Raw genomic sequence first — 24058 nt, 5'->3', positions numbered from 1 at the left:
TATGTATGAAAAAACTGGCAAAAACATTAATAGCCTCGTTTCTCGGGGCATCTCTCATAATGACTGGTTGTGGTCTTCTGCCGGAAGAGGAAGATTCAAAAACATCCACTTCTTCATCAAGTGATGCAACCTCAGACAGTGTAACCGGAAAAGATGAAATCAGAGGTGCCGATGATGGTAGTGTTTCCGCACTGACAGTGTCTTCCAAAGTCAGTGTAGTGGATGCCAAGGATGCAACTACTACGGCTAGAGTAACACCACTGCGTCTGGGAACATTTCGACTATCTGCGGCTGATGTTCCTGCGGACTCGGCATATAATACAGATAAAACACATGTATTTGTTGAAGAAAAATCTACTCAGGCACTGGATACAGTGAACAATATTTTATGCATGCTTGATCTTCTTTCCTATGATGAAATGCTGAACAAGGGGCCATATATCGCACAAGTGGATGAAAATCTCTGTGCCGATAGCAAGGATGACGCATCAAGTGCCAACCAGAGTTCGCAAAGCGACTCTTCAAGCAGTAGCTCTCCGGACTATACCTATTTCACGGTAGAATCTATCCGCAAGGATGATAATTCCAATCAGTATGTCACTTTCTGGTTTAGCCAGGACAATGATATGGGCGGCGGCGGTGAAGAAGGCGGTCCCAAAGAACGACAGGCGAAACCCGCAGACGGAGCAAAGCCCGCTGATGGCGGTACAAAACCCACTGATGGAGCAAAACCACCCGAAGGAGAGATGGAAGGTCCGCCTGAAATGCAGCAGATTCAGGCAAAAATCAAAATCACTGAGGGAGCCAGCGATACCAATCCTTATGGTTTATTTGTCATGAATTTCAAAATGATTCCTGCAGATGAAGAAGGCAATGCCTATCCCAATGCACCCTTAATGGGAACAGGTTTGTTGAAAGCACAGAAACAGGGAGAAAAGGTAGTCTTGAGCTTTTTCAACAAGATGGGAGCTGAAGAAATGGGTTTCACTGGTCTGGAGCAGGCAGCCATTACTCGATCCAAGGATGGTACTGCGGGTTCAGGGGCTCTGAAAACCTCCTTCAACGCATCTTTCAATGGCGAAACTTTTTCTGAAACCATGGATTTCGGCATCGCCTTCAACGAATCACTCTTCCTCAGAAAAGACAATGTAGAGGGCAAACAGGTTTGTCTCAATCGAGACAAATTTGAAGAAAGTGTATGGCGCTATGGTTTATACGATTCGGCGGGAAAACAAGTGAGCCTGAATTCAGGTTTTCCCATTATCGTGACAGATACAGATGGAAAAAAACAGCATGGCTGGGTTGGTTATCATGGAATTCATGCAGGAGGGCCTGACAGCCAAACGCTTAAAAATGGAGATACTGTGACGAAAGTCAGTTTTGATGAAAACGGAGAAAGTGCTGGCGAGGAATATACTGTATTCATTGCCGGAGGCCGTTTGCGTAAGATGACACGCAAGGAGTTGACGCTGAAAGATGTAACAGGCATTCCCCTGAATTATAGTGAGTTCAGTTCGACAGGTCCGGGCGATCAGTTTATTGTCAAGTGGAATGGCACCAAGCTTCAGAAAGTCGCAAAAATGGACCAAAAAAACTGGATACCGGAGCCTCTGGCCAGTCCACTGGATGTGGCGACATCCAAACTGGATTTTGATGAACTGCAAATGTTTTCCCAAGCCTTGGGTGGAAGCATTGCCGTGACCTTCAAAACGGGCACTGGAACCACTAAAACTAGCCAATGTACAGAAAATACTTCAACCTCTACTTCAACAACATCATTTTCAAGACCGTCCTACAACTGTGCGCCAACAGACGCGACAGTCGTGATTTTTTATTCTGAAGATGTTGTCAGTCCCAAAGAACTTACAGGTGATCTGTCACTGGTGTGTTTTGACAACTGTCCTGATCCTGACAAAATCACGACCAGTTCTCCATATTTTACAGGAACATCCATGGGTCCAGGATCAGATCCTTCTGTGAATTTGAGTTTTCAGAATAATAAAACCCCTGCCGAGGCAACTAAAATCGCATATACGTTTAGTAAAGCGGATATGGTCCTGAAATCTGGAACTAAAGAGATTGTCCGCTCTTCCAGTTCAACCAGTACCAGTGCGTCTTCAGATGGTTTTGATCAATACGAGCATGGAGTGCAGAGCGGTATTTTATTTGAACCAACTACGGCAAATCTGGATAAACTGGCTTGTACCATGACACGTCCTGGTCCCCGTAACACCAGTGTAACCACGACGAATACTTGTGCATGGCAGGCAAGGAATTTGCTGGATGTTTATTATGTTTATGAAACCGGTCCGAATAGTTGGAACCGGTATTCTTCTCTAAAAGATGCCGCAGGAACATTTCTTACATTTGATCCTCCCATGCAGGTCAAATACACCCATACAGGAAATGGCTATACCAACGCTACGTTCTATCTGGAATATCAGGGGTTTGGTAATCTTCACGGAATCCCTGGAAAGTGTGTTGATTTTGAAACAGGTGAATCCACAGACTGTAAACCTGACGCTCAGATTCGATGGGTTCCTGAATTCAGCCTGGCTGATGGCGTTGTTGTGACTGATACCAAATCAACAGAATATCTGATAAAGGGGCTGGATAAAGAACAACGCATGCAGAAAGTGGAAGATGCCCAATGCGCGAGTCTCACCATAGAAGCACTGACGTTGCCTGATCCCACCGAGTGGGAAGATCCTAAAATCGGAGATGAACCTGATCTGACAGACGCTCCTGCCGTGATTGATGGTGTACTTCAACTGTAATCTTTATTAATGGAACTGCCGTTCATACTGTTCGGCAGTTCTCACTTGTCCGTTCATAACTTCAGTCCCTCGCAACCTGTCCCTCCAGCCCCATTAAATCATTGAATTAAAGCAGATTTTTGATCAAATCCATCAAGGGATGGACATGTCACCGTTTGTAACCCGGAATTTTGCTGACGAAAATTTGCAATTTCATTTTTTTTACGCCACAGATACCAACAGGTAGACAATCATATTTTAAATTCTTTCAGGGGGATGTCTCATGAAACGTATACACAAGTGGTTCATTACTGGATGTTGCGCGTCTCTAGGTCTTTCAGGTTGTTTAAAACCAGAAACTGATCAGAGCGTGAATTTAAGCGAACAGAGTGTGAGTGAGGAAATAATCACATCAGGAACTGAACGGGATACCGCGGTTCCTGACGCCTTCACCGTCACAGCCATCAGCGGGGAGACATCTGAAACCGGGAAACAGGCCACCTTCAAAATCGAGTTAAAAAACAAACCAACCGCGGATGTTTCTCTTAAAATATCTTCCAGCGATCTGAGTGAGGGACAAGTGAGCCCGGACAATTTGGTTTTTACAACCGACAACTGGAATAAAAAGCAAAAAGTGACCGTGACAGGGGTGGATGATCAAGAGGCGGATGGCACCCAAACTTATTCTGTGCTGTTTGGTGATGCGGTTTCCGCGGATTCAGCTTATAACGGAATTCGACCGAACCATGTGGAAATCAAGAATCTGGATAATGAAGATAACAATTCTGTAAACACTACCGCAGGATTTGTTATTTCTCCGATCAGCCGTAACACTACGGAATTAGGGGGCGGTGCCAACTTCACAATTGGTCTCACCAAACAACCCAAGGATGACGTGGTGATCAATTTGACCAGTTCTGATGACACTGAAGGCAAGGTGGAGCCTCTTTCACTCACCTTCACAACTGAAAGCTGGAAAGAAAAACTGGTTATTGTCATGGGCGTTGATGATCAGGCGGGTGATGGTAGCCAGGAGTATAAAATATTGACGTCTGTGGCGCAAAGCAACGATGCAGGATTCAATGGACTCGATCCTGATGATATCACCGTGGTTAATGAAGACAATGAGACCGCGGGAGTGTCCGTCAGTCCCGTTGAAAAAGCACAGACAACAGAAGGAAAAGTTACCTCGGTTAAGATTAAATTAACCAAAATTCCCACAGCATCAGTCACTATTCCATTTTCCAGTAGTGACACGACTGAAGCCACTGTCAGTCCGGCACAAATGGTTTTTACTACTGAAAACTGGAATCAGGAACAGCTATTGACCATAACCCCGATAGGTGACCTGATGGCGGATGATGATCAAAAATATTCAATTGTGATTGGCTCGGCCGTCAGTTCTGATACTGGTTACAATGGTTTGGATCCCAAAGATCTGGATCTAACCAACATTGATGTTGAAAAAGCCGGTTTTATCGTGGTTGGCAGCAGTCTGAACATCACGGAGAGTGGTGGGAAAGCACTGTATAAAGTAAGATTATCCAGCCAGCCACTGGTCGATGTGACGGTTCCAGTTGCGGTTTCCTCCAAACCTTATACCGGGGACAGTGTGAGTTCTGCCAATCTGGTTTTCACACCTCAAAACTGGAATGTTGAGCAAGATGTTACTGTGAGCGGAACAGGTGATACGTCTGATGGAAATCGAAGATATTCCATTGTATTGGGACCAACTATCAGCACCAGTTCCAAATACAATCAGGTGACATCAAATCCATATTATGTGACTAACACGACTCCCGCATTGCGTCAAAGTGTGAGTGTGGACATCATTGTTTCTCAATAATGACAGATTATCAACCATTCAGTGGGAGTCTTCTTATGAATAAAAAATCAATCGCTATTTTGGGCCTGTCCCTTCTATGTGCCGGCAGTGTGTTTGGCCAAACATCGTTCAGCAGTTCCAGCAATGGACAAGACGGGATCTTGAATAAGACAGGTGATGTTTGTACAGGACGGCCAATCGAAATTGATGCTGGTAGCAGTGGAGTTTTGCAATATGAATCTGTCACTATTGGTGAAGGCTGTCTTGTTGTGTTCACGCCAGCAGGAAACGGTTGGAACAGCAATACAGGTTCGTTTGATCACAGCAATCCCATTCAAATACTGGTTCAACAGGATGTGACAATTGCCGGAACAATCCGCCTGAACGGATCAGATGGAAGCAGTCTGATTAACGGCATCGCATTAGCCGGACGAGGTGGGCCTGGTGGTTTTAACGGGGGTGATGGTATTACTGGTATTAATAATCGTGTTGCCGGTAAGAATGGTTTTGGTCCGGGCGCTGGTGCAGGTGGAATTGCGCCTGTGTCTCAGGGAGATGGTGATATGGGAAAAGAAGGCAAACTCAGTCCTCTTTTTACAGCACCAAATCATCAACCACTGACTGGTGGAAGTGGCGGCGGCGGCGCTACTTATGCGGCTAACCAGGAGGCTGGTGGCGGTGGCGGTGGCGGTGGCGCATTATTGATTGCCGCTTCAGGTTCGATCACACTGACAGATACGGGGCTGATTACGGCCAAAGGTGGAACGGGTGGAAATGGAATGAAAAAAGGAGGAAATGGTTCAAATGGAATGGTGCGATTGGTTGCGAATACAATTTCTGGAAATGGCAAAATAGATGATGCCTATGTCATTTTGGAAACGGTGAATTATACTGGCAATATCACCTCTAAAGTCAATTATTCGAACAACCCCAATTTATACAAAACCAGTTTTCGTGAGTTAACGTATAATGTGGTATCGACACCAACAGTCCAGATTGTTTCTGTTGGGGCCGTCAGTGTGAACAGCAATGCGGCGACTCTTAACGTCTCAGGAGACTACACTGTTTCTGTTGCCACAACAGGTCTTAAGACTGGAGACATTGTCAATGTCTGTCTTGGTGGTGAATCCCTGGCGACATGCAGTGGTGTGACCATTGATGAAAATGGCGCAGGAAGTGTCATTCTTCCATTTAAAATGGGTAAATCAACCCTGACAGCATACATTGGAACCTACCAGCTCAACACTCCCTGATTGTCCCTTCATAGCAAACAACCTGCGGGAATAAAAAATTCCCGCAGGCCTTCCCGTCTTCAATGTTTAATTCCATGAATTTGGTTGAATATCTTCAAGAGCAATGTACATTCCCCATTTGTCACCACCCACTTTTTCTCTGGTAACGACTCGTTGAGGGGGGAGTACATCAATTTTTCCACCTTTTTTTAAAAACGACTCCAACGATTGTTGAATCTCTTCATGATTGATTGCATGTTTCTTATTAGTGTTTTTCATACGCCTCCTGCATTTATTGTTTAATTTGTACCATTGTGGTACTATTAGAACATGAAGCGTACAGGATGTCAATCTTTTGAACTTTCATTTTTAATAAATGTAATATTTAGGGAACTTTATGGGCCATACTCCTGCACCCTTAGATATACTGACACCCCAGGGATATTTATCTGAAATCCAGGATTCTCCCAATCTTGATGTCCTTATGAATTTATTTAAAATTCCAAGAGCGTTTACGGTTTCCGGATTTGGAAACTGGAACGTTGGGCAGCATAGTTTCTGCACTGCGTTTCTGGCACTGTACTGGAGCAGATTTCGGGGTTATGACGAGGAAAAAAGGAATGAATTGATTGTGTTAGCCATAACACACGATCTTCATGAATCCGCAACCGGAGATATTCTTCCCGGACTCAAAAACAAGGAACTGAGGCTCAGACTTGATCAGATACAGGAAACTTTTTTAATAGGACTTGGCGTTCACGAAAATCAGGCCTTGAAAACAGACCTCAAAATTCTGGATATCGTAGCATTCATGTATGAGATTCAGCAGGCACAAACACTGAATGTATCTCAAAAATCACGGTTAGATGCTTTTTTGATAAAACAATGGGAATGGCTGACGGATTATTGTGAGGAAAACAAAATTGCCGGCATTGATGATTTTTTAAAACAACTCAGAATATTTCATCAGGAAAGCAATGCGGAAGAAAACACATAAGCCTTCCATCCATGATCAAAAACAGTCCGATCCCAAGCGCTGGTGGAAATTAAAACTATGGTTTCCTCAAACCAACAGAGGACTGCAATTCACCAAAGTTGGTTTCTGGTTTACGATCATCACGACCTTGTTGGGAATTGGCGCGATCAATACCGGAATAAATACGCTGTATATTGCTTTGGGGTTTTTCCTGAACGGAATGATCCTCTCTGGATGGCTTTCTGAAAGGGTCATGAGGCATTTTTCCATTGAATTGTCTGCCTCTGAATATCAGCCCTCCGGAGAAAATATTGTATTAAAAGCCACTGTTCGTAATTCTCATCATACGTTGCCCATCATCGGACTTCATATTTTGATCCCTGAATGGGACACAAACCATATTTTACCGGTCCTGCCTCCTGATACGCTACAAACCATTTCTCTAACCGGAAATCCTTTATCACGAGGAATCTACAGGCAGGTCACAGCAGAATGCCGCACCCAATTTCCTTTTGGTTTATTTGATAAATTCAAACGAATGGCATGTCATTTTGAACTGGTTATTCCGCCAGCCAGATATTCTGTTCGTCTTAAATCAATCATGAAAGAAGAGTTCCATGAAAATCAGGAACACAACCTTCTGGGCGATCATGAATTTTTTCAGCTTAAACCCTATCAATCAGGCGATTCTGTCAGGCATATCCATTGGAAAAAAACGGCAGCGTCACTGGATATAATATTGAATGAATATACAAGGCCCCAAGCCCATGAGACTTTTCATTTTTATTGTGATCCCTTGAAAGCGACAACTCTGGAAGACTACGAAATATTTTTATCAAGGGCTTTTTCACTGACGTCTATTCTATTGGAAAAACAGCAAAAAATTAATTTATGGGGATTTGATGGCCAATGCAGAACAACAATGGAAGAAATCGGATTTTGGTTGGCAGACTTACCGGATCATCCGCATAAGTTATTGTCTGCGGGTCAATTCACACAACCTGAAAACACTGTGAGTTTGTATGAGCTTTTCGAACGGGAACCTCAGTTATTTTCTGCTAAGGACTGAGATTTTTTACGTAATTCACTGCCCAGAAACAAACTCCAGCCCCACAGCATAAACAACAAAGTCTGGGTTTCTCCATCCATAAAATCATTTTCAAAAAAACCTGCCAGCATGAATCCCATCCAGCCTGCGGACATGCCCCACAAAATTCCATTTTCCAAGGAAGCAGGCTGGGATAACCGGATGTTTTGATAATTCCAACGGAACATGCACCCCCACAGCCCCAGATAGAGCAGTAATCCCGGAAAACCCAGATATACAAACATTTGAAGATAGATGTTGTGAATGCCTGCCGAAGCCTTGTTCCAAAAAATATGTCCATTTCTTTCTGTAATTTGCTGGCGATATTTGTCCATCACAACCGTGTCATTTTTCCAGCCAATGCCAAACCAGAAATGATCCTTGATCGACATGATGCCAGTCTCCCACATGGCAAACCGATCCGATTGAAGACGTGCGACAAACATGCTGTCCAGTCGGGCTTTGAGTCCGGATTCAATCGGTTGCTGATATTTTTCAAAGGAATCGCCCAGGTGAGCGACGGGCAATAGCACCACTACGGCAAGAACCCCCACGCCCGCAATCAACAAAATTATTTTTTTGGGAAGTCTTAAACATAGGATGCAAAGAGCCACGATTGCGCCAATCCATGAACTTCTACCCAGGGAAAACAAGATGGCCAGGCCTGTCAAACAGGCGGTCACAAGGGTGAATAGACGAAATTTGAGGGACTGACCACGATTGACAGCTAATGAAACAAAAACAGGGAAGGATAACAGCAGATAATGCGCATAGGTCAGGTGATGACTGAAATTCCCTTTGGCATGAAACACACCTGTTGTCACATTGTCCGGCATGTAGGGCGTGATACTCTTTCGTCCTTCAGGTCGCAACCAGTCAACGCCATAATAATACTGGATGATGCCATAAACAGAAATAAGCATCAGAAAGACACCAAATATCAGCAATACCTTTCGATTTTTCACATAGGGAAACGCATTCCATACAACCAGCGGAATCAGAAAGCGCCATTGGTACCGTAAATGGAGCAGACTGTCTGTCACGGCAGGGGTAAAAAACGCGGCGAATATTTCCCAGAGAAACCATAACGCCAACAGCGTGGTCAAAGGATGCTGGAATTGAAGCGTCTCCGGATTCAATTTAATATGATAGAGTAGCACCAGCGTCATCAACATGGCGGCCGCACTGCTCCCTGCTATGGAAAAAGTGCTGAGTGCAAACAATGAATACAGAAAAAATCGGATGAGTGCGGAAGGTGTTGTTTTCAACAAAGCTGTCAGATCAGGAGTGAGTAATGCCAGAAATATTCAGTTTGGCAAATTGAAGGGTGATTTCTTCCAGTTTCTTAAAAATCCGCATTTGTTCATAAGCTATTTCGTCCAGTTCCTTGAAGCTTTGAACACGGTCGTGGGAGCGTTCTGAAAAACTGCCCATTTGACGCTCAATATCAGAAACCTGATGTTCCATTTTATCAATCATGGCTTGAAGGTGTTCCACCGTTTCTTTTCCAGTTTTGGAAATGGTGTCAATGTGTACGAGAATTGTCCTTGTTTTTTTCAATGTTTCCTCAGCGACCACAACACTGTCATTGATCTGGTTACTCTGTGTTTTAATGTCATGAGCGAAATTTTTGATTTTATTGGCAATATTGCGCATCTCCTCAGCAACCACGGCAAATCCTTTTCCATGCTCGCCGGCTTTGGACGCTTCAATTGCGGCATTCAATGCCAGGGTTGCGGTCTGATTCACCAATTCCATGATTTGCTTGGTACTGCGTTCGATGGAATCGGATTGTCCACTGACAACATTCAGGTTTTTGATATCTTCCTGATTTGATTTTAGTCCACTTTGTATTTCCTCCTGAATGTTGCACATTTTTTCCCCGAGATCTTCCAGCAGGTTATCAAAATCCTGGTTTTTCTGGGTACGGTGCTGAATTTCATGGATGGTCAACTTGGCATGATGTTCAAAAGATTTTAGATCTTTCAGGGTTTTTCCAGCAATGTCCTGTAGTCTTTGAATCAGATTACTCAAACTGACATTGTTTGTTTTGAGCATGGTATGATGATCCTTGAGATGTGTCTGCAAACGAGATGAACCGGAAATCAACTGGTTGAGTTCTTTGCCGATCAGACCTAATTCATGCTGGCTTTCTCCAGGAACCGGGATTGAAAAATCAAAATTGGCCGCACTTTGAAGACTCCGCATCAATGGAATGAACGTTCCTACAAACAAGAGAAACAATACCAATAAAATCAAAGTCATCAAAATTCCCATCAAAAATATCAGCATGGACAGGGTTAAAACAAAGCCATCGTCAACAGGTTGAATATTTTCCCAGAGAATGAAGGAAAAACACAGAATCAAAGTTTGAATTAATAACGCGACTCCCAGCATTATTCGAATTTTCATGAACACTCCCGGAAAAGAAACACAATGTTGTAGGGTTTATGCGGATGCTCCTGCAAAAAACAAACCTGTTCTACAATGGTATGTAACGTGATGGATCTCACAGAACAAGTGGTTTTTTGCAATTCTAAAAAACCTCTTGCCATGAAATGTTACCTTGAACCCCGCCCCTAAATTGGATATATAATTTGCGGCTTTGAATATTGGATTGAGTCAATCAAAAAATTCATTAGATCGGAGAACGCATGGAAGAATGGATGATTTTTAACACCTCTCCCCATCCATTGATGGAAACCTCCATGAATCTTGTTCCCGTGGATACCGGCGCTTCTCTGTTCCTCAGACATTCAACCCGCTACGCAATCCCGGAACGAACCTCCGGCGCCGCCATTCCATTAACACCGGAAGGAATTGAAATGGTGCGGAACTGGGCACAAACGCTACCTTTTTCAGTTTCCGGGATTTATTCCAGTTCCATGGGGCGTTGTATGGAAACAGGACGCATTATCATGGAAACCCTTGGCTTGAAAACCGATGTCATTCCCTTGCCGATTCTCAAGGAACCGGGTGCGTTTGTGGAAAATATCAGGCAAGCGGGAACAATATTTCTTGAAGTGGGTCCGCTGGGCTTGATCAATCTGCAATTACAAGGTGAACTCATTCCCGGTGTCATTCCACTCTCACAAGGTGTTCCACGCATAATCAGTCAATGTCCTCCGGCAAAAAACGCCAGAGAACTTAACATTTATATCACTCATGACACCGTGATTTCCTGTCTGGCATATTATTTATCGGGAATCACAACCCTCTCTCCTGAAATGTGGCCCTGGATGCTGGAAGGGTTGTTCTGCTGGAATTCCGGAGAAAATTTTCACTGGGCATGGCGCGGGCAATCCGGTGCTATGCCACTATCCAAATTGTATCAGGAATAACTCATGTCACGTTCAGTTCAGCGAATTTTTGTTAATTCTGTTCTTTTCTATCTGGCCTTCGGCTGTTTTTTACATCCGCGACTGAGTCAGGCCATTGAGATTTATTCCCTGATTGATAAATCCTGCCATGCCAAAAGTGGTCATATCATCAATGTGGATGATCAGACGATTCATCTGCTGACCCTGGAAGGGCGCTATGACACACTTCCGGCCCATGAATTGAATCATGTGCTCATCTATAATCTGATTTCCAATCCTGTCTCACAAATTGATTTATCCGGTGGTGCCGCTGATTTTTTGAGAAGTGTCAGTATCAATGGAGATCAAAAAGCCAATTTTACAGGATGGCCTATTCGCTTCATTGAAAACTGGGTCGTGTTTTATGATCTGGAAGGAAAAACTTTTTTTATGGATATACAGAAAATTGTTAAAATCAGCACACCGGAAATCATCCCTCAATCTCCGGTGACGGTTTCAAACTATGAATCTGTCCACCTGGGAGTTGGCCGGAATCTGCCTGAATGCGCCGCACAGCACCCTGAACATGATGCGGAAACCCGCCCGACCCGAATGATCAGTGACCAAATTAAAATCAGCCAGTTCCTGTCCCGATTCCAGAAAGGCTTTGAGGAACTGGAGCGCTTTCAACAGCGCACCCGCTTCTATGCCCGACCTTTTTTATATGACACAGCCACACAACTGGGCCTGGTTTATTTGCAGGATCTCAAAAATCAGGAACTTCGAGTTGGCCCACCCTTTTATTTTCAATGGTCCAATGGTCGCCCCTATTCTCATCAAAGCCTGTTTGTTCTTGGAACCAAACCATTGGAATGGCTACCCAATGCGGAAGCTGTGTTTGCGGTTCGTACTGAAGTGAAGTCCCATTTTTTCAATGGATTTTTTGCGGGAAATCCGATTGCGATGCAAATCGGCAAAGGCTTCATGATTGATAACCGACTATTTTTTCAGGAATTTCTGAAGCAATCCTCGGAAAAGAAAATAGCGATTCTGCCTCAATTCAATTATATGGCCATGACAGGCGTTGACTGGGGTGCCTGGTCTTTTTCAGGCGGTGGCTTTTATCCTGTGATTGGAATCCATGGCAATGATATTTTCCGGGAAGTTCTGGCAACTCAGGCCGCACCTGTGTTTCGATTGCAACATACGCGGGAAACACTGAAGTTCAGAGGCATCATGTCGCTCATCACCAATGATGTCAAATCGCCCGGTCGTGAAAATATTCAACTCATTCACTCGCATGAATTTCAGGATTTTAATCTGATTTCTCCAGAATCCATTGCCTTGTCGCAGTCCCTGGAAAAATTTTCATTGGAAGCACAATTTGTAAGAGCCGGATTTGACTGGGAATTGAATGAAGAAATTCACTGGGGCATGGATCAAATCGGCTTAACAGGCACGTACCATGATGAATTTCCAGAAGCACGAAACTCCATCACCTTCAGCAACTTGACAACCTCCGCATATTTGCAACATCGTTTTGGCAATTATGTGACACTGACTGGATATCTGAACTATTTTTTAAGACATTACAGTTACCAATTCAACCAGAAGAAAGGCACTTTTGATGAAGCACCATACTCCCTCATGGCCGCAGTTTCATTTTTTCTATAAAATTCTGCTGTGCGTCCTGTTTTTTGCGGGTGCGGCACGAATGACTCATGCGATCAATCTCAATGCGGTCTATTTCGGCAGTTGCCAGCGTGAAGTAGGAATCATTCTGAATGTGGATGAAGAATCCATTGATTTGCTGACCATTCAGGGCGACATCAGAAATATTTCCCGTTATGAAATCACCTATCTGGCTTATTATCCCATTGGTTTGATCCCGGTTTCCAAAATACATAATGCCGCTGAAGTGCCAATGATTCAAATCCAGACCTTGTTTCGCAACCAGATTGTGGATCTTGTGGAAGGATGGGCCGTTGATTTTTCTGAAGACAAAATCTCATTCCTGACGCCCAAAGGGGAAGAAACCGTGATTGAAAAAAGCAACATCTGGAAGCTGACCAAGGTGACTCAGCCGAATGAAATAATACTGGAAAAAGGAATCTCCGCCAATTTTCAATTTTTACATCCTTATCCCTTCAGCCATTGTCGTTATGAGACCGGCGATTCTCATCAAACAATTTACCCACAGCAATTATTGGGAGAACCACTATTGATTAAAAAGGAACTGGACCATCTGATGGAGGGACATCAAATAATGTCCCGTTATGAAAAAAATCAGAAATTCTATCCGGTTCCCCAGGTTTATAAAAATGACACCATTCTCGGGTTATGGTTCAACGCAGGCTCTCGTTATGGAGCCTCCAGCAACAGGGTAAATAACTTCACTCCGGTATTGTCCAGTGAACTTTCCGCTGGCCCCTTTGGATTTCAGCGAATTTTCATTACCGGAAGCGCGCCGATGCCTTATAGTCTGCATGAAGAACCGCAAACACAGTTTTATTATCGCCTCAAGGCCGATTATGCGCATTTTTCCTTCATGTATGACATTTCCCGACTACTCATTGGGGAAGAACGTTTCAAATGGTCTGAACGGGAGTTGGGACCTCATGATGGCCGCATGACAGAAATCATGCATATTGGTGGCGGTCTGGATTATGGCTCTTACTCCATTGATGTGTCTTTGCCGCAAATTCAATATGCGGTACGACATAAACACCTCTTTTTTGCGCATCGCATGAGTGTTGAGCGATACGGGATATTTTACCACAATCGATTGTTCAAGATGGATTTGTATTTCGGTTCAGGCGAAGACAAAAAGGAGGAAATATTTATTTCGGATGAGGATTCACCCGCGCTTGTAGCTGAAAAACTGGACCTTCAGGCACGACAATTTGAGTTTCTGACACGACTGAAAACTGCCAGGATGAATATTCTGTTTCATTTTCTGGATACCTGGAAACCAATGTACAGTTTGATCTACACAAACCTGGATTTTTCGCGTGAACCTAGTCCGTATGAACAAGATTTGCCCTATGAAGAAACGCATGGATTTAAATTTAAATCGTCTTCATGGACTCAGGCGTTTTACGCGGATGTTCCCTTGGGCTATGATCTGAGTCTTCATTTGTTTGTGAGCGCGGAATATTTTCAAAGTGAATCAGGACAGATCCGCACAGAAAAACATTCCGGAGAATGGTTTCCAAAAACAGGAACCAGCCTGGCACTGACTTTCTGAGAATCATCGGGATAATTCCGCAGGGGGAATGTGTTCAAAATGCATGGTGCGGCGGATTTGTTGAAGATCCCTGGGGTATTGTTTGGTCAGCAATTGTTTTTCCAGATCCAGTGATATGATGCTCTGAACATCCTGAAATTGTTGAACCGCGTCAATTTCACGCATATCAATGACCTGAGCAATGAGATATCCATTGTCCAGGGGATGAACAGATATTTCTTTATCACCCGATCGGGCAATCTCCCACACCATATCCTCAATGGTTGGTTTGGCATTGGATGATGTGGATTTGGCGGGAATGGGTGGCAACACATGAATATCAGCGGTTTGAATGAATTTTTCATTGACAGCAGAGGATTCCGCTAATTTTTTAAAGTCCTGTCCTTCTTCCAGTTTTTCAATAAACTCCGTAGCGATATCCCAATCTTTGACCACCGTGTAGCGGGCGTTCAACTGAAGGATTTGCCGGAAGCGGGATCTTGTTGCCATATAATGATCAAACAGTTGTGTTCGTGTGAATTTTACATGCAGGGGATCCACAGGATAGATCCCTTTTCCTCCCTGGCGATAGCGTGATAACAGAAAAAGTTCCGCGACACGATTGTGATCCTGACGTTCCAGTTCTTCTTTAACCGCACCAAAATCAGCCACAACTTTTTTGCTCAACATTGTGTGAGTCCAATATTTCAGGGCTTCGAGCAAGGCTTGCTGACGCACAGGTTCCGAAAAAACAAGCATACGCGTCCAGTCTTCATCCAGCATCTCCAGCTTGAGCATTGCCAGAGTGATGTCGCCCTCTGCCCAGTGTCCCACATTTACCTGCCCTGGGTCCGTTGTCAAACGGGGTAGATGCGGATCTCTGTTGACCAGTTTTTCAATGCTGGCGCTGACCGAAGTTAAATCAACCTGAACTGCAAACGCTTTCCAGATGGCTTCATAAGAAAAACTCTGATTTCCACCTGTATGACGTTTCCATGCCAGATGTGCCTCATTCGCCATCCGTCCTCTGCGTTTCCTCAATAAAAACCAGGAATAACGGGGATCTGTTTTTAAGCCATGTCTGGTGGCAAGCAAACCTTGTGCTTCTCGAAATTCCAGGGTGTCAACAATTTTCACAGGATCAGGGATTTTTTCAAATTCCGTTTGGCTCAGTAGAAAAAACGTACTTTTTGACAGTTGTCCACCATCAAATTGGTACACCATACTTGAAGTCAGATTATTGTTGGCTGAAACAATGGCCGTCGTCATTCCCCCCAGAAACAGGAGAAGGACGACTCGATGAAGGATATATCCGACGGATGAACAAGCCGGTTCAAACCGGCTGGAAGGAAGTTTTACCCATGAAATTGGTGGACTGGAGGGAATGTGTTCAAGCATTTAGTGTGACCTATTTGTACTTTCTCAAATCCAGAACCCCTTTTTCAAAAATAACAGACACCATGGCAATGGCATTGTTGATGGACCATTTGCCAAGCCGGGTACGGGTTGCGTCATTGGTGCTGGTCATGACGTCATAGCCACTGCGCATGCGAATATGGTAGGTGAAAAACGCCTGTTCCATAAAAATCTGTTCGATTGTCGCTTCATCCCGATTTTGGCGTTGTTCCATAAATGCGACAGCTTCTTCATAATTTTCAAAATTATTACTGTTATGCCCACCCAAAACACGAGTCCCATAATGTTCATCAGACCATTCTTCATATTCCCCGTGGTTATATCCGATGGTACTCCAGATATGCGCGGGATGGGTGACATCACCCGCCCAATGGGATGTTACTGCCAAATAGAGCAATTCCGGCCCCGTGAGGGTGTAGTAACGGTTGGCGATTGCCGAGGTTTGCAAACTGCTGTTCCGACTGGCGCCACCTTCCAGAAAAAATTCATTGTAATAAAACGTGGAGGCGTTATCCGCAGGCTCATAAATCACCCAGTCTTCATAGCCATAAGCCAACCAGGGATCAGAATCGGTATTGGGAATTTGGTAGTAATCATCCTTATTATTGAGTTTGGCACCATTGTCTGGACAGTTATGAAACGCCATATCGCTGAAACAGTTATAATTAGTCCGTTTGGCGGTCCCTGTTTTCATCTCATTATTACTGGGTGCCCCCAACGGCGTTGTGGATCCATTTTGTTTATAATCTGTCGCGGGATTGCCATTGGGCACAATTGAATATTTTTCAGAACAAATATGATGTGTGCAATTAGGCAGATCAATGCTCATCTGCGCGTTGTTCATCATGGCCGCCACCGCATAATCAATTCCAGTATCAGGAAACCCGTAAGTTGCCTGGTAGGAATAACCATCATAATCATTATAAACATTATTCTTGATCGGATGTCCCGCGTCAGCTTTGCCCGGAATCAGGTTGATAAAATGAAACCATGAGGTGAAGTTGTTTTTGAGAAACGGGTTGGGATAATTCCAGTTGAACGCGGTGAGATCGTCCCAGAACGCATCTGTAAAATAATCGGGGTTGATGCCGCCAACTCGGGCAATGCCAATGGCACCACACTCTGTCAGCGCGGTGCCTTCCGCAATGTCATCAGGTTTGTTGGTCTTGTTCAGACAAACACCTGTATAACGCCCCCCGGCTTTAGCTTTCATATAATCAGCGGCCCAACGCATCTGGTTTGAGCCGTGGGATTCCATAAACAGGAAGGCGTCTTCCGAGATATTTTCATGAGATTTATAGGTGTAAGCCCATCCTTGAGAGAAGGTGCCGGTCATCAAAACGCAAACTAACATGATCCATAATCTGTAACGCATAATCCCCCTTGATTATTTGCCTGTTTGAACAGCAACCCGGAATTCTCCGTTAGAAAGTGTGGTCGCGTTTTCATCATTTTGGTCAGACTGACCATTTTTTACAACGCCGGAAAATGTACCAAGAAATTCAACTATTTCATGATCTTTCACAACCGGCTTTAAATTGACATAGAGAATGGTTCCATCCAGTTTTTCATTGTGAATCACGCCTTCTCCGGTCGCAAGACGCTGTTTCCGTGACATGGAAACCCAACGTGCCTGCTGACGAACAAACTGCCCGGTATTCGCCTGTCTGGAGGTATACTGCATTTCGGAGGTTGGTGCCAACTGCCTGGCAGGAATGATGGAAACCTTATAGTTTTCAGAGGTCATTGACAGAGACAATGCGTTAAACTCGGTGTTCAAATGCAATTCACTGGAGGGATCTTCCCCCGAAATCGTCAGGAGAACCTTGGTTTTTTGCTCACGATCATCCAGGCCAATCATGATGGCGATCTTGCTCTTTCGATCAATCACCGCCTGAACATTGGACATCTGGTAAGATTGATCCCCCAATTGAAACCTGAATTCCCCCTGTGCCAACTGTTCAGGTGCCGCATGCGCAGGCACTTGCTGAAATATGACTCCCACAATTAGCAGGGCCACTGTCTGTATCCAAAAAATTTTTCCGGTCATATCATTCACCGCGTAAGATGTTAAAGTATCCTTTTTGAATTTCAACGGTCAATCCTGAGTTTTCCACTGCTCGCATCACACCCGTGAAACTACTGCCGCGAACAATCTCGCCAATGGCTCCCAAATGGCTGATAGTGACTTCTCCCGAGGACCCGGGTTCGTCAAACGCCGCCACATACATTTTTTTATCCACATCACTATACCAGGACAACACGCTCCCTTTGGAAATGTCGGAAACCAGCCATGTCTGAGGAAGTGGTCCCAGGTTGTTTTCAAGTGAGGGGCCTGTAACACGAATGTCAAAGAAACCGTAAGAGTTGTTGTTGGCTGGTTGTACGACAAGCACGTTCCATCCAGGCGTTCGAATATGATACACACCGCTATGACCATTCACCTGATAGAGTTTCTGATTATCCCGGTCATACAGTTCCAGTCGGGTGTCTGGTGTTCCCTCCAGCACAAAGGTGTAGTTGCCCACAGTGGACGCGAAAAAATGATACATGACATAGGTTTTCAAATTCCACTTTGCCACCCTTGAGTCTGTTCCCAAACTTTCAGCGAGTACCCCTTTTCGTGAGCTTCCGTTGACGGCCAGATAATTGGAGTGTTTGCTACCTAAGGGTAAGGTTTCTGGAAAATCAGGTTCATCAATATGGACATAAAACGTATCAGCCGAGTTTTTATTGGTCGTACTTCTTCCTGAAAGTGTGAATCCGGGTTTGCCTGTCAGAAATTTTTCATGGGTCTGTTTCAGATCAAACAGAAAATTCCGGAAAATTGGCAAACTGTCGGACGAACGCTTCAGTTTCACAAACAGGCCCAACGGATACAGCAATTGCGTCCCTGCGGAAACCTGTTCTCCTGTAATTTTGACTGACGCTTCCTGCCAGTCTTTATGCGTTTGTCCGGAATAACCATCTTTGGAAATCTTCAGTACATAATCCTGATATCGGGAAAATTTACCATTGACAGTGAATTCTCCTTGGTCATTGGTGAAAGCTGTGCGAGCCAGACCTTCATCATCCTGAATCTGAATCAATGCGTCAGCAAGGGCTGGATTATTGATTTGATTGTCCTGTTTCCAGTAGTCCAGGACTTTTCCGGTGATGCTAACGGTGCCAATCGGTGGCTCCAGCAAAGGGATCTCACGGATGGTATTGATGCCGGCCTGTAAGGGTTGTGATTCAATGGTTTTAAAAATGTAATTTTCTTTTCTGAGTTCAAGTTTGTATTTCTGGTCTCTCAGAAATCCTGAACTCCCAAGCACCAGATTCCCTGAAGTATCCGTTTCAGCCTGAATTTTTCTGCCATAGGAGTCAACCGTCTGAACCTTGACTCCTGAAACAGGCTGGCCAGTTTCCTGATTGATCACTCTGGTAGAGATGCTGGCATCTATTTTAAGTTGTACTATTTCCCCGGGAATCGGATTGGCAGACGGAACAGAAATAAAGACACGGGTTTCAAAGGGCTGATAATCCGTTTTCGTGATTGTGACCGTATAGAGTTGTTCCAGTTGAAAGTGCTGGCTTTCCAGCACAAAGGCGCCCAGTTCGTCTGTACGGATCACGATTTCATTGCCCTGACTGTCCTTGGCGGTGACAACGGCATCGACCAGAGGTTTGCCGGTTGTGTCATTTTCTACCTTGCCTGTGATCGTTCCCACGGCCCGATACAGATGAATTGGCGTATTATCAATCTGGTTGTTGGCCTCACGGATGGTCACAGACACATCACTTCTGGACACGTAACCGGATTTTGACAGTTTCAGGTTGTAGGAATTTCCAATATTGAATTTTTCTCCTGACAAACTGAATTCACCCTTGGCATCTGACAGCGCCACCTTATGTTCCTGTGCCGAATCCTCCACCACGATCTGAACGCCCGCAAGACCCTCTGAAGAGAAATTATTGAGGATTCGTCCAGTAATGGTTCGCGTGTTTTGTGCTTGCGCCGCAGTTGTTGCTGTTCCAGATGTGGTTGCTGTTGTTGCTGATGCAGACGCTGCCGCACTCACCGACTCAGCCGGCATTACCGGGATTGTTCCGACTTCATACATAAGATTTTGTTGTTCAAAAACAATAGATCGACTGGATGTCGCATAGCCCTCTTTGGCGACATGCAGTGTAACACCATCCATCGGGGCGATATCCTGCACCTTTAGAGAAAAGGTGCCGTCGTCCTGTGTTTTGTCGGAAAAAGTTTTTCCGTTAGCATTGACACTGACACTGGCCTGACCGATCGGTTTTCCTGTTTGAAAATCCTGAATCATCCCCTGAATGATTCCTGCTGATTCATCTTGCAGATAAATTTCTTTTTGAGCGGAAACTTCACTGTCCGTCAGTTCAATCGAGGTTTCCTGTTGAGAAACTTTCATTTCTCCCATATTGATCTTGTCACAAGAGGACAGAAAAAATAACACCAGCAATATTCCGGCAAATGTTGTTCTCCATAACCAGTTCATAAGGTTCCCTGTAAAAAAGATTGAGAAAATTCTCGAAACGTCTTTGGCCTATACAAAATAAAATAGTGTTTTGTCAAAGATATTTACAGAACACAGGCCAGAATGTCATGTTCAATGCGCAATCTGGCAGACGAGATTTTTTTATGCAGGATACAAGATGTTTACCGCATCATTGGCTGCTTCATCTCATTTCTGCAAAGAAAATCAAATGACTCTATTTCCATAACAAACATTGGTATTTTTTGAATTGTTTTATTGTGACATCAGAATACAGTGCGCCCTTCATCCGAATGTGCTTATAAATCACTCGACAGTGGTAAGTTCTCAGCTTTCAGTTCTCAGCTTTCAGTTCTCAGCTTTCAGTTCTCAGTTTTTTTAATTTATTGAAATTATTATGATTTTTTATATAAGCCTAAAAGTTTCTTTGAAAGTTTGATGTTTAGGAAATTTTTAATTTCAATGACTTACAAAAAGCTGAAGACTGATAACTGAAAACTTACAACTCTTGAGTAAATCATATAACAGAGAGGGGGGATTATGACCTTGAAACGTAAATTCCAGCTTTTTTTTCTGATTGCGGGTTTGATTCTGATTTTGGTCCCGGGAACGTATAACACCATCTCTACCATTGAGCAGACGGAAGCCAATCTTCTTCAGCACATTCAGAGCATTGCACAACTCAAACAAACCTCTCTTGACGACCATCTCCAGACCATTCTCAAGAATCTGGGGGCCCTCAGCCGGAATCCCGCGGTGATTGCGTATCTGGATACACCGGATCTTGCCAGAGATCAGGAACCTTATCAAAAAACGACCTTCAACTCCGTGTTGCATTATCAGGAAAGTTTCTGGGGCGAACTGCACCATGTTTTCCTCGCCGACACCAATGGGAAAATTATTTTGAGTCCTCCGCATGGAACTGCAACGGCTTCTCATCTGGGACAGGCGATTTCCGAGTCGCATTATTTCAGGAAAGCCTTGACAGAACCTGTGATCACAGATTTTTTCGGCTTCAAGGAGAAAGATCATTTTCATCAATTGGCCATGCATCCTGTTAAAGATAAAAACAACAAAACGCTGGGAGTCATCGTGACTGAGGTTGTGATTGCTTTTCAACATGAGTTGCTTCAGCAAAATTTTGAACTGGGAACGAGCGGCAATATTTTCATGACCACCCTTGACGGAACGCATATTGTCAATAATGTGGATGATCTGGTTGATGGTAAATTGAATGAGGGAATGAAGGCGGTTTTGAAAAAAGGTCGCGTTTTTACCGAAGAAGTGGATGAAACGGGTGAGTCCATTTTCGCGTTTTATCTGTATGACGAAAAATATCCGTGGATTCTTAATGTTGAAATGCATAAATCGGATGCTTATGAACTCATCACACGTCAGATCCGTTCTTCTCTGTTATTTTCTTTGGGGTTGATCATAGTCACGATGTTGATTCTGGGTTGGATGCTGAACAGAATCATGCAGCCCTTGACTCAATTCATTGAAGAAATTCAATTCATTGCGGATGGAAGCAAAGATTTCACACACCGGATGAATGTGAAATCCAATGATGAAATCGGGAAATTGGGAAGAGGCTTCAACATGCTGATGGATGAAATTCAGAATATCATCCATACCATTGCCAAACAGTCTCGTCATTTGAACGAAATGGCGGTGTCCCTGGCTCATAGTTCAGGACATATCGCGGAAGGCTCTGAATCTGTAAAAACACAGGTGGATTCCATATCTCAGTCTTCAGATATTTTAACCCGGAATGTCAATCAGGTGGCCGCAGCGACTGAAGAAACATCCTCATCCATCACTTCCATTTCAGCCGCGGTTGAAGAATTAAGCGCAAATATCAACACGATTGCGTCGGCGACAGAAGAAGCTTCGGCCAATACCAAAGGTTTTTTACAAAATATTGACCAGATAGCCCAAAATATTCAGCATGTTTCAAAATCGATGGAAAACGTTTCGATCAACATGCATGAAACCAGTCAGAACGCCATTGAGGCTCGAACCATTTCCACAAATGCCAGTCATAGCGCGGAACAAAACTTAAAAGCCATGAGTGAGTTGGGGCAGACTACCAAAACTATTTCAGGAATAGTCAAAACGATTCAAGGCATTGCCGAGCAAACCAACATGCTGGCACTCAATGCCACCATCGAAGCCGCCAGTGCCGGAGATATGGGAAAAGGATTTGCGGTTGTCGCTTCAGAAGTGAAGGAACTGGCACGGCAAACCGCTGAAGCGAACAACGATGTCGGTGAACACATGCTGTTGATTCAGCAACAAACACAGGACATGCTCAGTCATACAGAAAATGTGAATCAAATCATCCATACTTTGTCTGAACTGAACCAGAAAATAAGCCAGGTTGTGTCACTCCAGAGCAAGGAAGCAACCGAAATCTCAAAATCCGTTGACATGATTGCCGGAGCCAGTAAGGAAGCGGTGTTGCATGTGCACGAATCAGATCAGGGTTTGCGTGAAATCGCCCGATCCATTGCGGAAGCCTCCCAGGCATCCCGTGAAGTTGCCCGCAATGTGACAGAGGGCGACCGTGGCGTGAGGGAAGTTGCCAGGGCCTCAGCCAACACCGCTGAGGGGGTTGCCTCTGTCAATAGTTCCATTCAAAGCATTCGCCAATCCACAGGAAATGTTGATGCTGAAGCCTCACAAATTCAGGATAATTCAAAGTCTCTGGCTGATTTATCACGGGAACTCCAACAGTTTATCGAAACCTTCAAAGTTGAATAATCGTTCCATCAGATAGCACCGCGGCCCATCTTTCCAGGGCATCAGATCTGATGCATGCTGGTTCGAAATGATCAGCCGTTCCGAGGTATCAGCTTATTCCGTATTCAACGCTTTCCGGCCTGCCTGCTTCAACTCAAAAAAGGAGTTCAGCAGATCTCCCTCGGCGCAACCTGGGATCTGTAAACGCTAGTGCTTTGATCGCGTTCACGGTGATACCGGAACAGAGTCTCACCGCTTGCACTGTTCGGGTGTCAGGGTTACAAGAAGAGTATTGAACCATTATCATGCTGATCAGGAGGTTTCATGCTCAAACCCGGTGTTCGCAATATCGCTTACGGTGCGTCTGACTTTGAAGATATCCGTCAAAAAAATGACTATTACGTTGACAAAACCCGATTCATTCCCGTTCTTGAACAAAATCGCTATCTGTTTTTCATCCGTCCCCGCCGGTTCGGCAAGTCGTTGTGGGCCTCGATTCTGGAAACGTATTACGACATTGCCAAAAAAGACCAATTCGAGAAGTTTTTCAACGGACTCTGGGTTGGGGAACATCCCACGGAAGAACGGAATTCCTATCTGATTCTCAAATTCAATTTTTCCGCGGTCAGGGCCGATATGGAATGGGTTGAGCAAAGTTTTGAGGAATATGGGATTGGTGTTCTCAACTGGTTTTTAAGGAGCTACACTTCCTGTTTCACCGAAGATTCGATGCGGGAAATCCAGGAAATTTCCGGCTTCGTTTCCCGTCTCAACCGGATACTTCAGACATGCAATAAACTGAATTTGCCGGTGTATGTCATCATTGATGAATACGACAATTTTGCCAATACCATCCTCTCCACCGCCGGAACACAGGCCTATCATTCCCTCACGCATGGAGAAGGTTTTTTCCGGAATTTTTTCACGGTTCTCAAGGAAGGCACCAGTCACAGTGGTTCCGGACTCAAACGTCTGTTCATCACCGGCGTCT

The 24058-nt window shown here is 44.4% G+C and carries 17 protein-coding genes; 10 read left to right on the top strand and 7 right to left on the bottom strand.

All coding sequences use genetic code 11. The features are described 5' to 3' along the window. The first annotated feature begins 5 nt into the window (after positions 1 to 5). The 3 genes from HQM11_05780 (at position 6) to HQM11_05770 (ending at position 5834) form a co-directional block, all read left to right on the top strand. Positions 6 to 2777: a hypothetical protein gene (locus HQM11_05780; protein MBF0350519.1), complete on the top strand. Its 2772-nt coding sequence runs from the start codon at positions 6 to 8 to the stop codon at positions 2775 to 2777. Positions 2778 to 3039: 262 nt separating this feature from the next. After that, positions 3040 to 4602, top strand: a complete 1563-nt coding sequence (locus HQM11_05775; protein MBF0350518.1) for a hypothetical protein — start codon at positions 3040 to 3042, stop codon at positions 4600 to 4602. 35 nt (positions 4603 to 4637) lie between these two features. Continuing rightward, on the top strand, positions 4638 to 5834 hold the full coding sequence (locus tag HQM11_05770; GenBank protein MBF0350517.1) for a hypothetical protein: 1197 nt from the start codon (positions 4638 to 4640) through the stop codon (positions 5832 to 5834). 66 nt (positions 5835 to 5900) lie between these two features. On the opposite strand, the gene HQM11_05765 is transcribed toward HQM11_05770, so the two are convergent. After that, positions 5901 to 6092 carry a hypothetical protein gene (locus HQM11_05765; GenBank protein ID MBF0350516.1) on the bottom strand — a complete coding sequence of 64 codons (192 nt, stop codon included), beginning with the start codon at positions 6090 to 6092 and terminating at the stop codon, positions 5901 to 5903. 118 nt (positions 6093 to 6210) lie between these two features. Between HQM11_05765 and HQM11_05760 the strand changes: the two genes are divergently transcribed. Together HQM11_05760 and HQM11_05755 are read left to right on the top strand one after the other, a co-directional pair. Beyond that, positions 6211 to 6810 (top strand): HD domain-containing protein, encoded by a 600-nt coding sequence (locus HQM11_05760; protein MBF0350515.1) that lies wholly within the window; start codon positions 6211 to 6213, stop codon positions 6808 to 6810. Beyond that, complete coding sequence (locus HQM11_05755) at positions 6791 to 7858, top strand: DUF58 domain-containing protein (protein MBF0350514.1); 1068 nt, start codon at positions 6791 to 6793, stop codon at positions 7856 to 7858. Before HQM11_05760 ends, HQM11_05755 begins: the two co-directional genes overlap by 20 nt. Here the strand turns inward: HQM11_05755 and HQM11_05750 are convergent. Beyond that, a complete protein-coding gene (locus tag HQM11_05750; protein MBF0350513.1) occupies positions 7834 to 9147 on the bottom strand; it encodes an O-antigen ligase family protein in 1314 nt (437 codons plus the stop codon). The two genes, HQM11_05755 and HQM11_05750, sit on opposite strands and share 25 nt — an antisense overlap. Before the next feature lie 10 nt (positions 9148 to 9157). Continuing rightward, positions 9158 to 10288, bottom strand: a complete 1131-nt coding sequence (locus HQM11_05745) for a methyl-accepting chemotaxis protein (protein ID MBF0350512.1) — start codon at positions 10286 to 10288, stop codon at positions 9158 to 9160. Positions 10289 to 10530: 242 nt separating this feature from the next. Between HQM11_05745 and HQM11_05740 the strand changes: the two genes are divergently transcribed. Genes HQM11_05740 through HQM11_05730 form a run of 3 tightly spaced genes read left to right on the top strand, consistent with a single transcriptional unit; the run spans position 10531 to position 14422 of the window. Beyond that, positions 10531 to 11217 (top strand): histidine phosphatase family protein, encoded by a 687-nt coding sequence (locus HQM11_05740; GenBank protein ID MBF0350511.1) that lies wholly within the window; start codon positions 10531 to 10533, stop codon positions 11215 to 11217. A 3-nt stretch (positions 11218 to 11220) separates the two neighbouring features. Beyond that, positions 11221 to 12849 carry a hypothetical protein gene (locus tag HQM11_05735; protein ID MBF0350510.1) on the top strand — a complete coding sequence of 543 codons (1629 nt, stop codon included), beginning with the start codon at positions 11221 to 11223 and terminating at the stop codon, positions 12847 to 12849. Beyond that, positions 12803 to 14422: a hypothetical protein gene (locus HQM11_05730; protein MBF0350509.1), complete on the top strand. Its 1620-nt coding sequence runs from the start codon at positions 12803 to 12805 to the stop codon at positions 14420 to 14422. Before HQM11_05735 ends, HQM11_05730 begins: the two co-directional genes overlap by 47 nt. 3 nt (positions 14423 to 14425) lie before the next feature. Here the strand turns inward: HQM11_05730 and HQM11_05725 are convergent, their stop codons facing one another. From HQM11_05725 to HQM11_05710, 4 genes are read right to left on the bottom strand one after another with little or no spacing between them, the layout of a single operon-like run. Further along, a complete protein-coding gene (locus HQM11_05725; protein MBF0350508.1) occupies positions 14426 to 15799 on the bottom strand; it encodes a hypothetical protein in 1374 nt (457 codons plus the stop codon). 10 nt (positions 15800 to 15809) lie between these two features. Further along, the gene (locus HQM11_05720) at positions 15810 to 17192 is read right to left on the bottom strand and encodes a hypothetical protein (GenBank protein ID MBF0350507.1); all 1383 of its coding nucleotides are present in this window, start codon (positions 17190 to 17192) and stop codon (positions 15810 to 15812) included. Positions 17193 to 17204: 12 nt separating this feature from the next. Then, positions 17205 to 17867, bottom strand: coding sequence for a hypothetical protein (locus tag HQM11_05715; protein MBF0350506.1), 663 nt, complete (start codon positions 17865 to 17867; stop codon positions 17205 to 17207). Between the two features lies 1 nt (position 17868). Further along, a complete protein-coding gene (locus HQM11_05710) occupies positions 17869 to 20328 on the bottom strand; it encodes a carboxypeptidase regulatory-like domain-containing protein (protein ID MBF0350505.1) in 2460 nt (819 codons plus the stop codon). Between the two features lie 537 nt (positions 20329 to 20865). Between HQM11_05710 and HQM11_05705 the strand changes: the two genes are divergently transcribed. Both HQM11_05705 and HQM11_05700 read left to right on the top strand, forming a co-directional pair. After that, positions 20866 to 23088, top strand: a complete 2223-nt coding sequence (locus HQM11_05705) for a methyl-accepting chemotaxis protein (GenBank protein ID MBF0350504.1) — start codon at positions 20866 to 20868, stop codon at positions 23086 to 23088. A gap of 303 nt (positions 23089 to 23391) precedes the next feature. Then, on the top strand, positions 23392 to 24058 hold a 667-nt coding region (locus tag HQM11_05700; protein ID MBF0350503.1), incomplete at its 3' end, for an AAA family ATPase.

This window comes from SAR324 cluster bacterium, assembly GCA_015232315.1.
Taxonomy (GTDB): Bacteria; SAR324; SAR324; order SAR324; family NAC60-12; genus JADFZZ01.
Note: the sequence above shows the minus strand (reverse complement) of the source record. Positions and strands in the feature narration are given on the sequence as shown.

Bases quoted from the DNA above. Each gene is read 5' to 3' on its own strand.
- HQM11_05780 (MBF0350519.1), top strand. From the start codon at position 6: ATGAAAAAACTGGCAAAAACATTAATAGCCTCGTTTCTCGGGGCATCT.
- HQM11_05760 (MBF0350515.1), top strand. From the start codon at position 6,211: ATGGGCCATACTCCTGCACCCTTAGATATACTGACACCCCAGGGATAT.
- HQM11_05715 (MBF0350506.1), bottom strand. From the start codon at position 17,867: ATGACCGGAAAAATTTTTTGGATACAGACAGTGGCCCTGCTAATTGTG.
- HQM11_05720 (MBF0350507.1), bottom strand. From the start codon at position 17,192: ATGCGTTACAGATTATGGATCATGTTAGTTTGCGTTTTGATGACCGGC.
- HQM11_05730 (MBF0350509.1), top strand. From the start codon at position 12,803: ATGAAGCACCATACTCCCTCATGGCCGCAGTTTCATTTTTTCTATAAA.
- HQM11_05755 (MBF0350514.1), top strand. From the start codon at position 6,791: ATGCGGAAGAAAACACATAAGCCTTCCATCCATGATCAAAAACAGTCC.
- HQM11_05710 (MBF0350505.1), bottom strand. From the start codon at position 20,328: ATGAACTGGTTATGGAGAACAACATTTGCCGGAATATTGCTGGTGTTA.
- HQM11_05725 (MBF0350508.1), bottom strand. From the start codon at position 15,799: ATGCTTGAACACATTCCCTCCAGTCCACCAATTTCATGGGTAAAACTT.
- HQM11_05765 (MBF0350516.1), bottom strand. From the start codon at position 6,092: ATGAAAAACACTAATAAGAAACATGCAATCAATCATGAAGAGATTCAA.
- HQM11_05745 (MBF0350512.1), bottom strand. From the start codon at position 10,288: ATGAAAATTCGAATAATGCTGGGAGTCGCGTTATTAATTCAAACTTTG.
- HQM11_05735 (MBF0350510.1), top strand. From the start codon at position 11,221: ATGTCACGTTCAGTTCAGCGAATTTTTGTTAATTCTGTTCTTTTCTAT.
- HQM11_05705 (MBF0350504.1), top strand. From the start codon at position 20,866: ATGACCTTGAAACGTAAATTCCAGCTTTTTTTTCTGATTGCGGGTTTG.
- HQM11_05770 (MBF0350517.1), top strand. From the start codon at position 4,638: ATGAATAAAAAATCAATCGCTATTTTGGGCCTGTCCCTTCTATGTGCC.
- HQM11_05740 (MBF0350511.1), top strand. From the start codon at position 10,531: ATGGAAGAATGGATGATTTTTAACACCTCTCCCCATCCATTGATGGAA.
- HQM11_05775 (MBF0350518.1), top strand. From the start codon at position 3,040: ATGAAACGTATACACAAGTGGTTCATTACTGGATGTTGCGCGTCTCTA.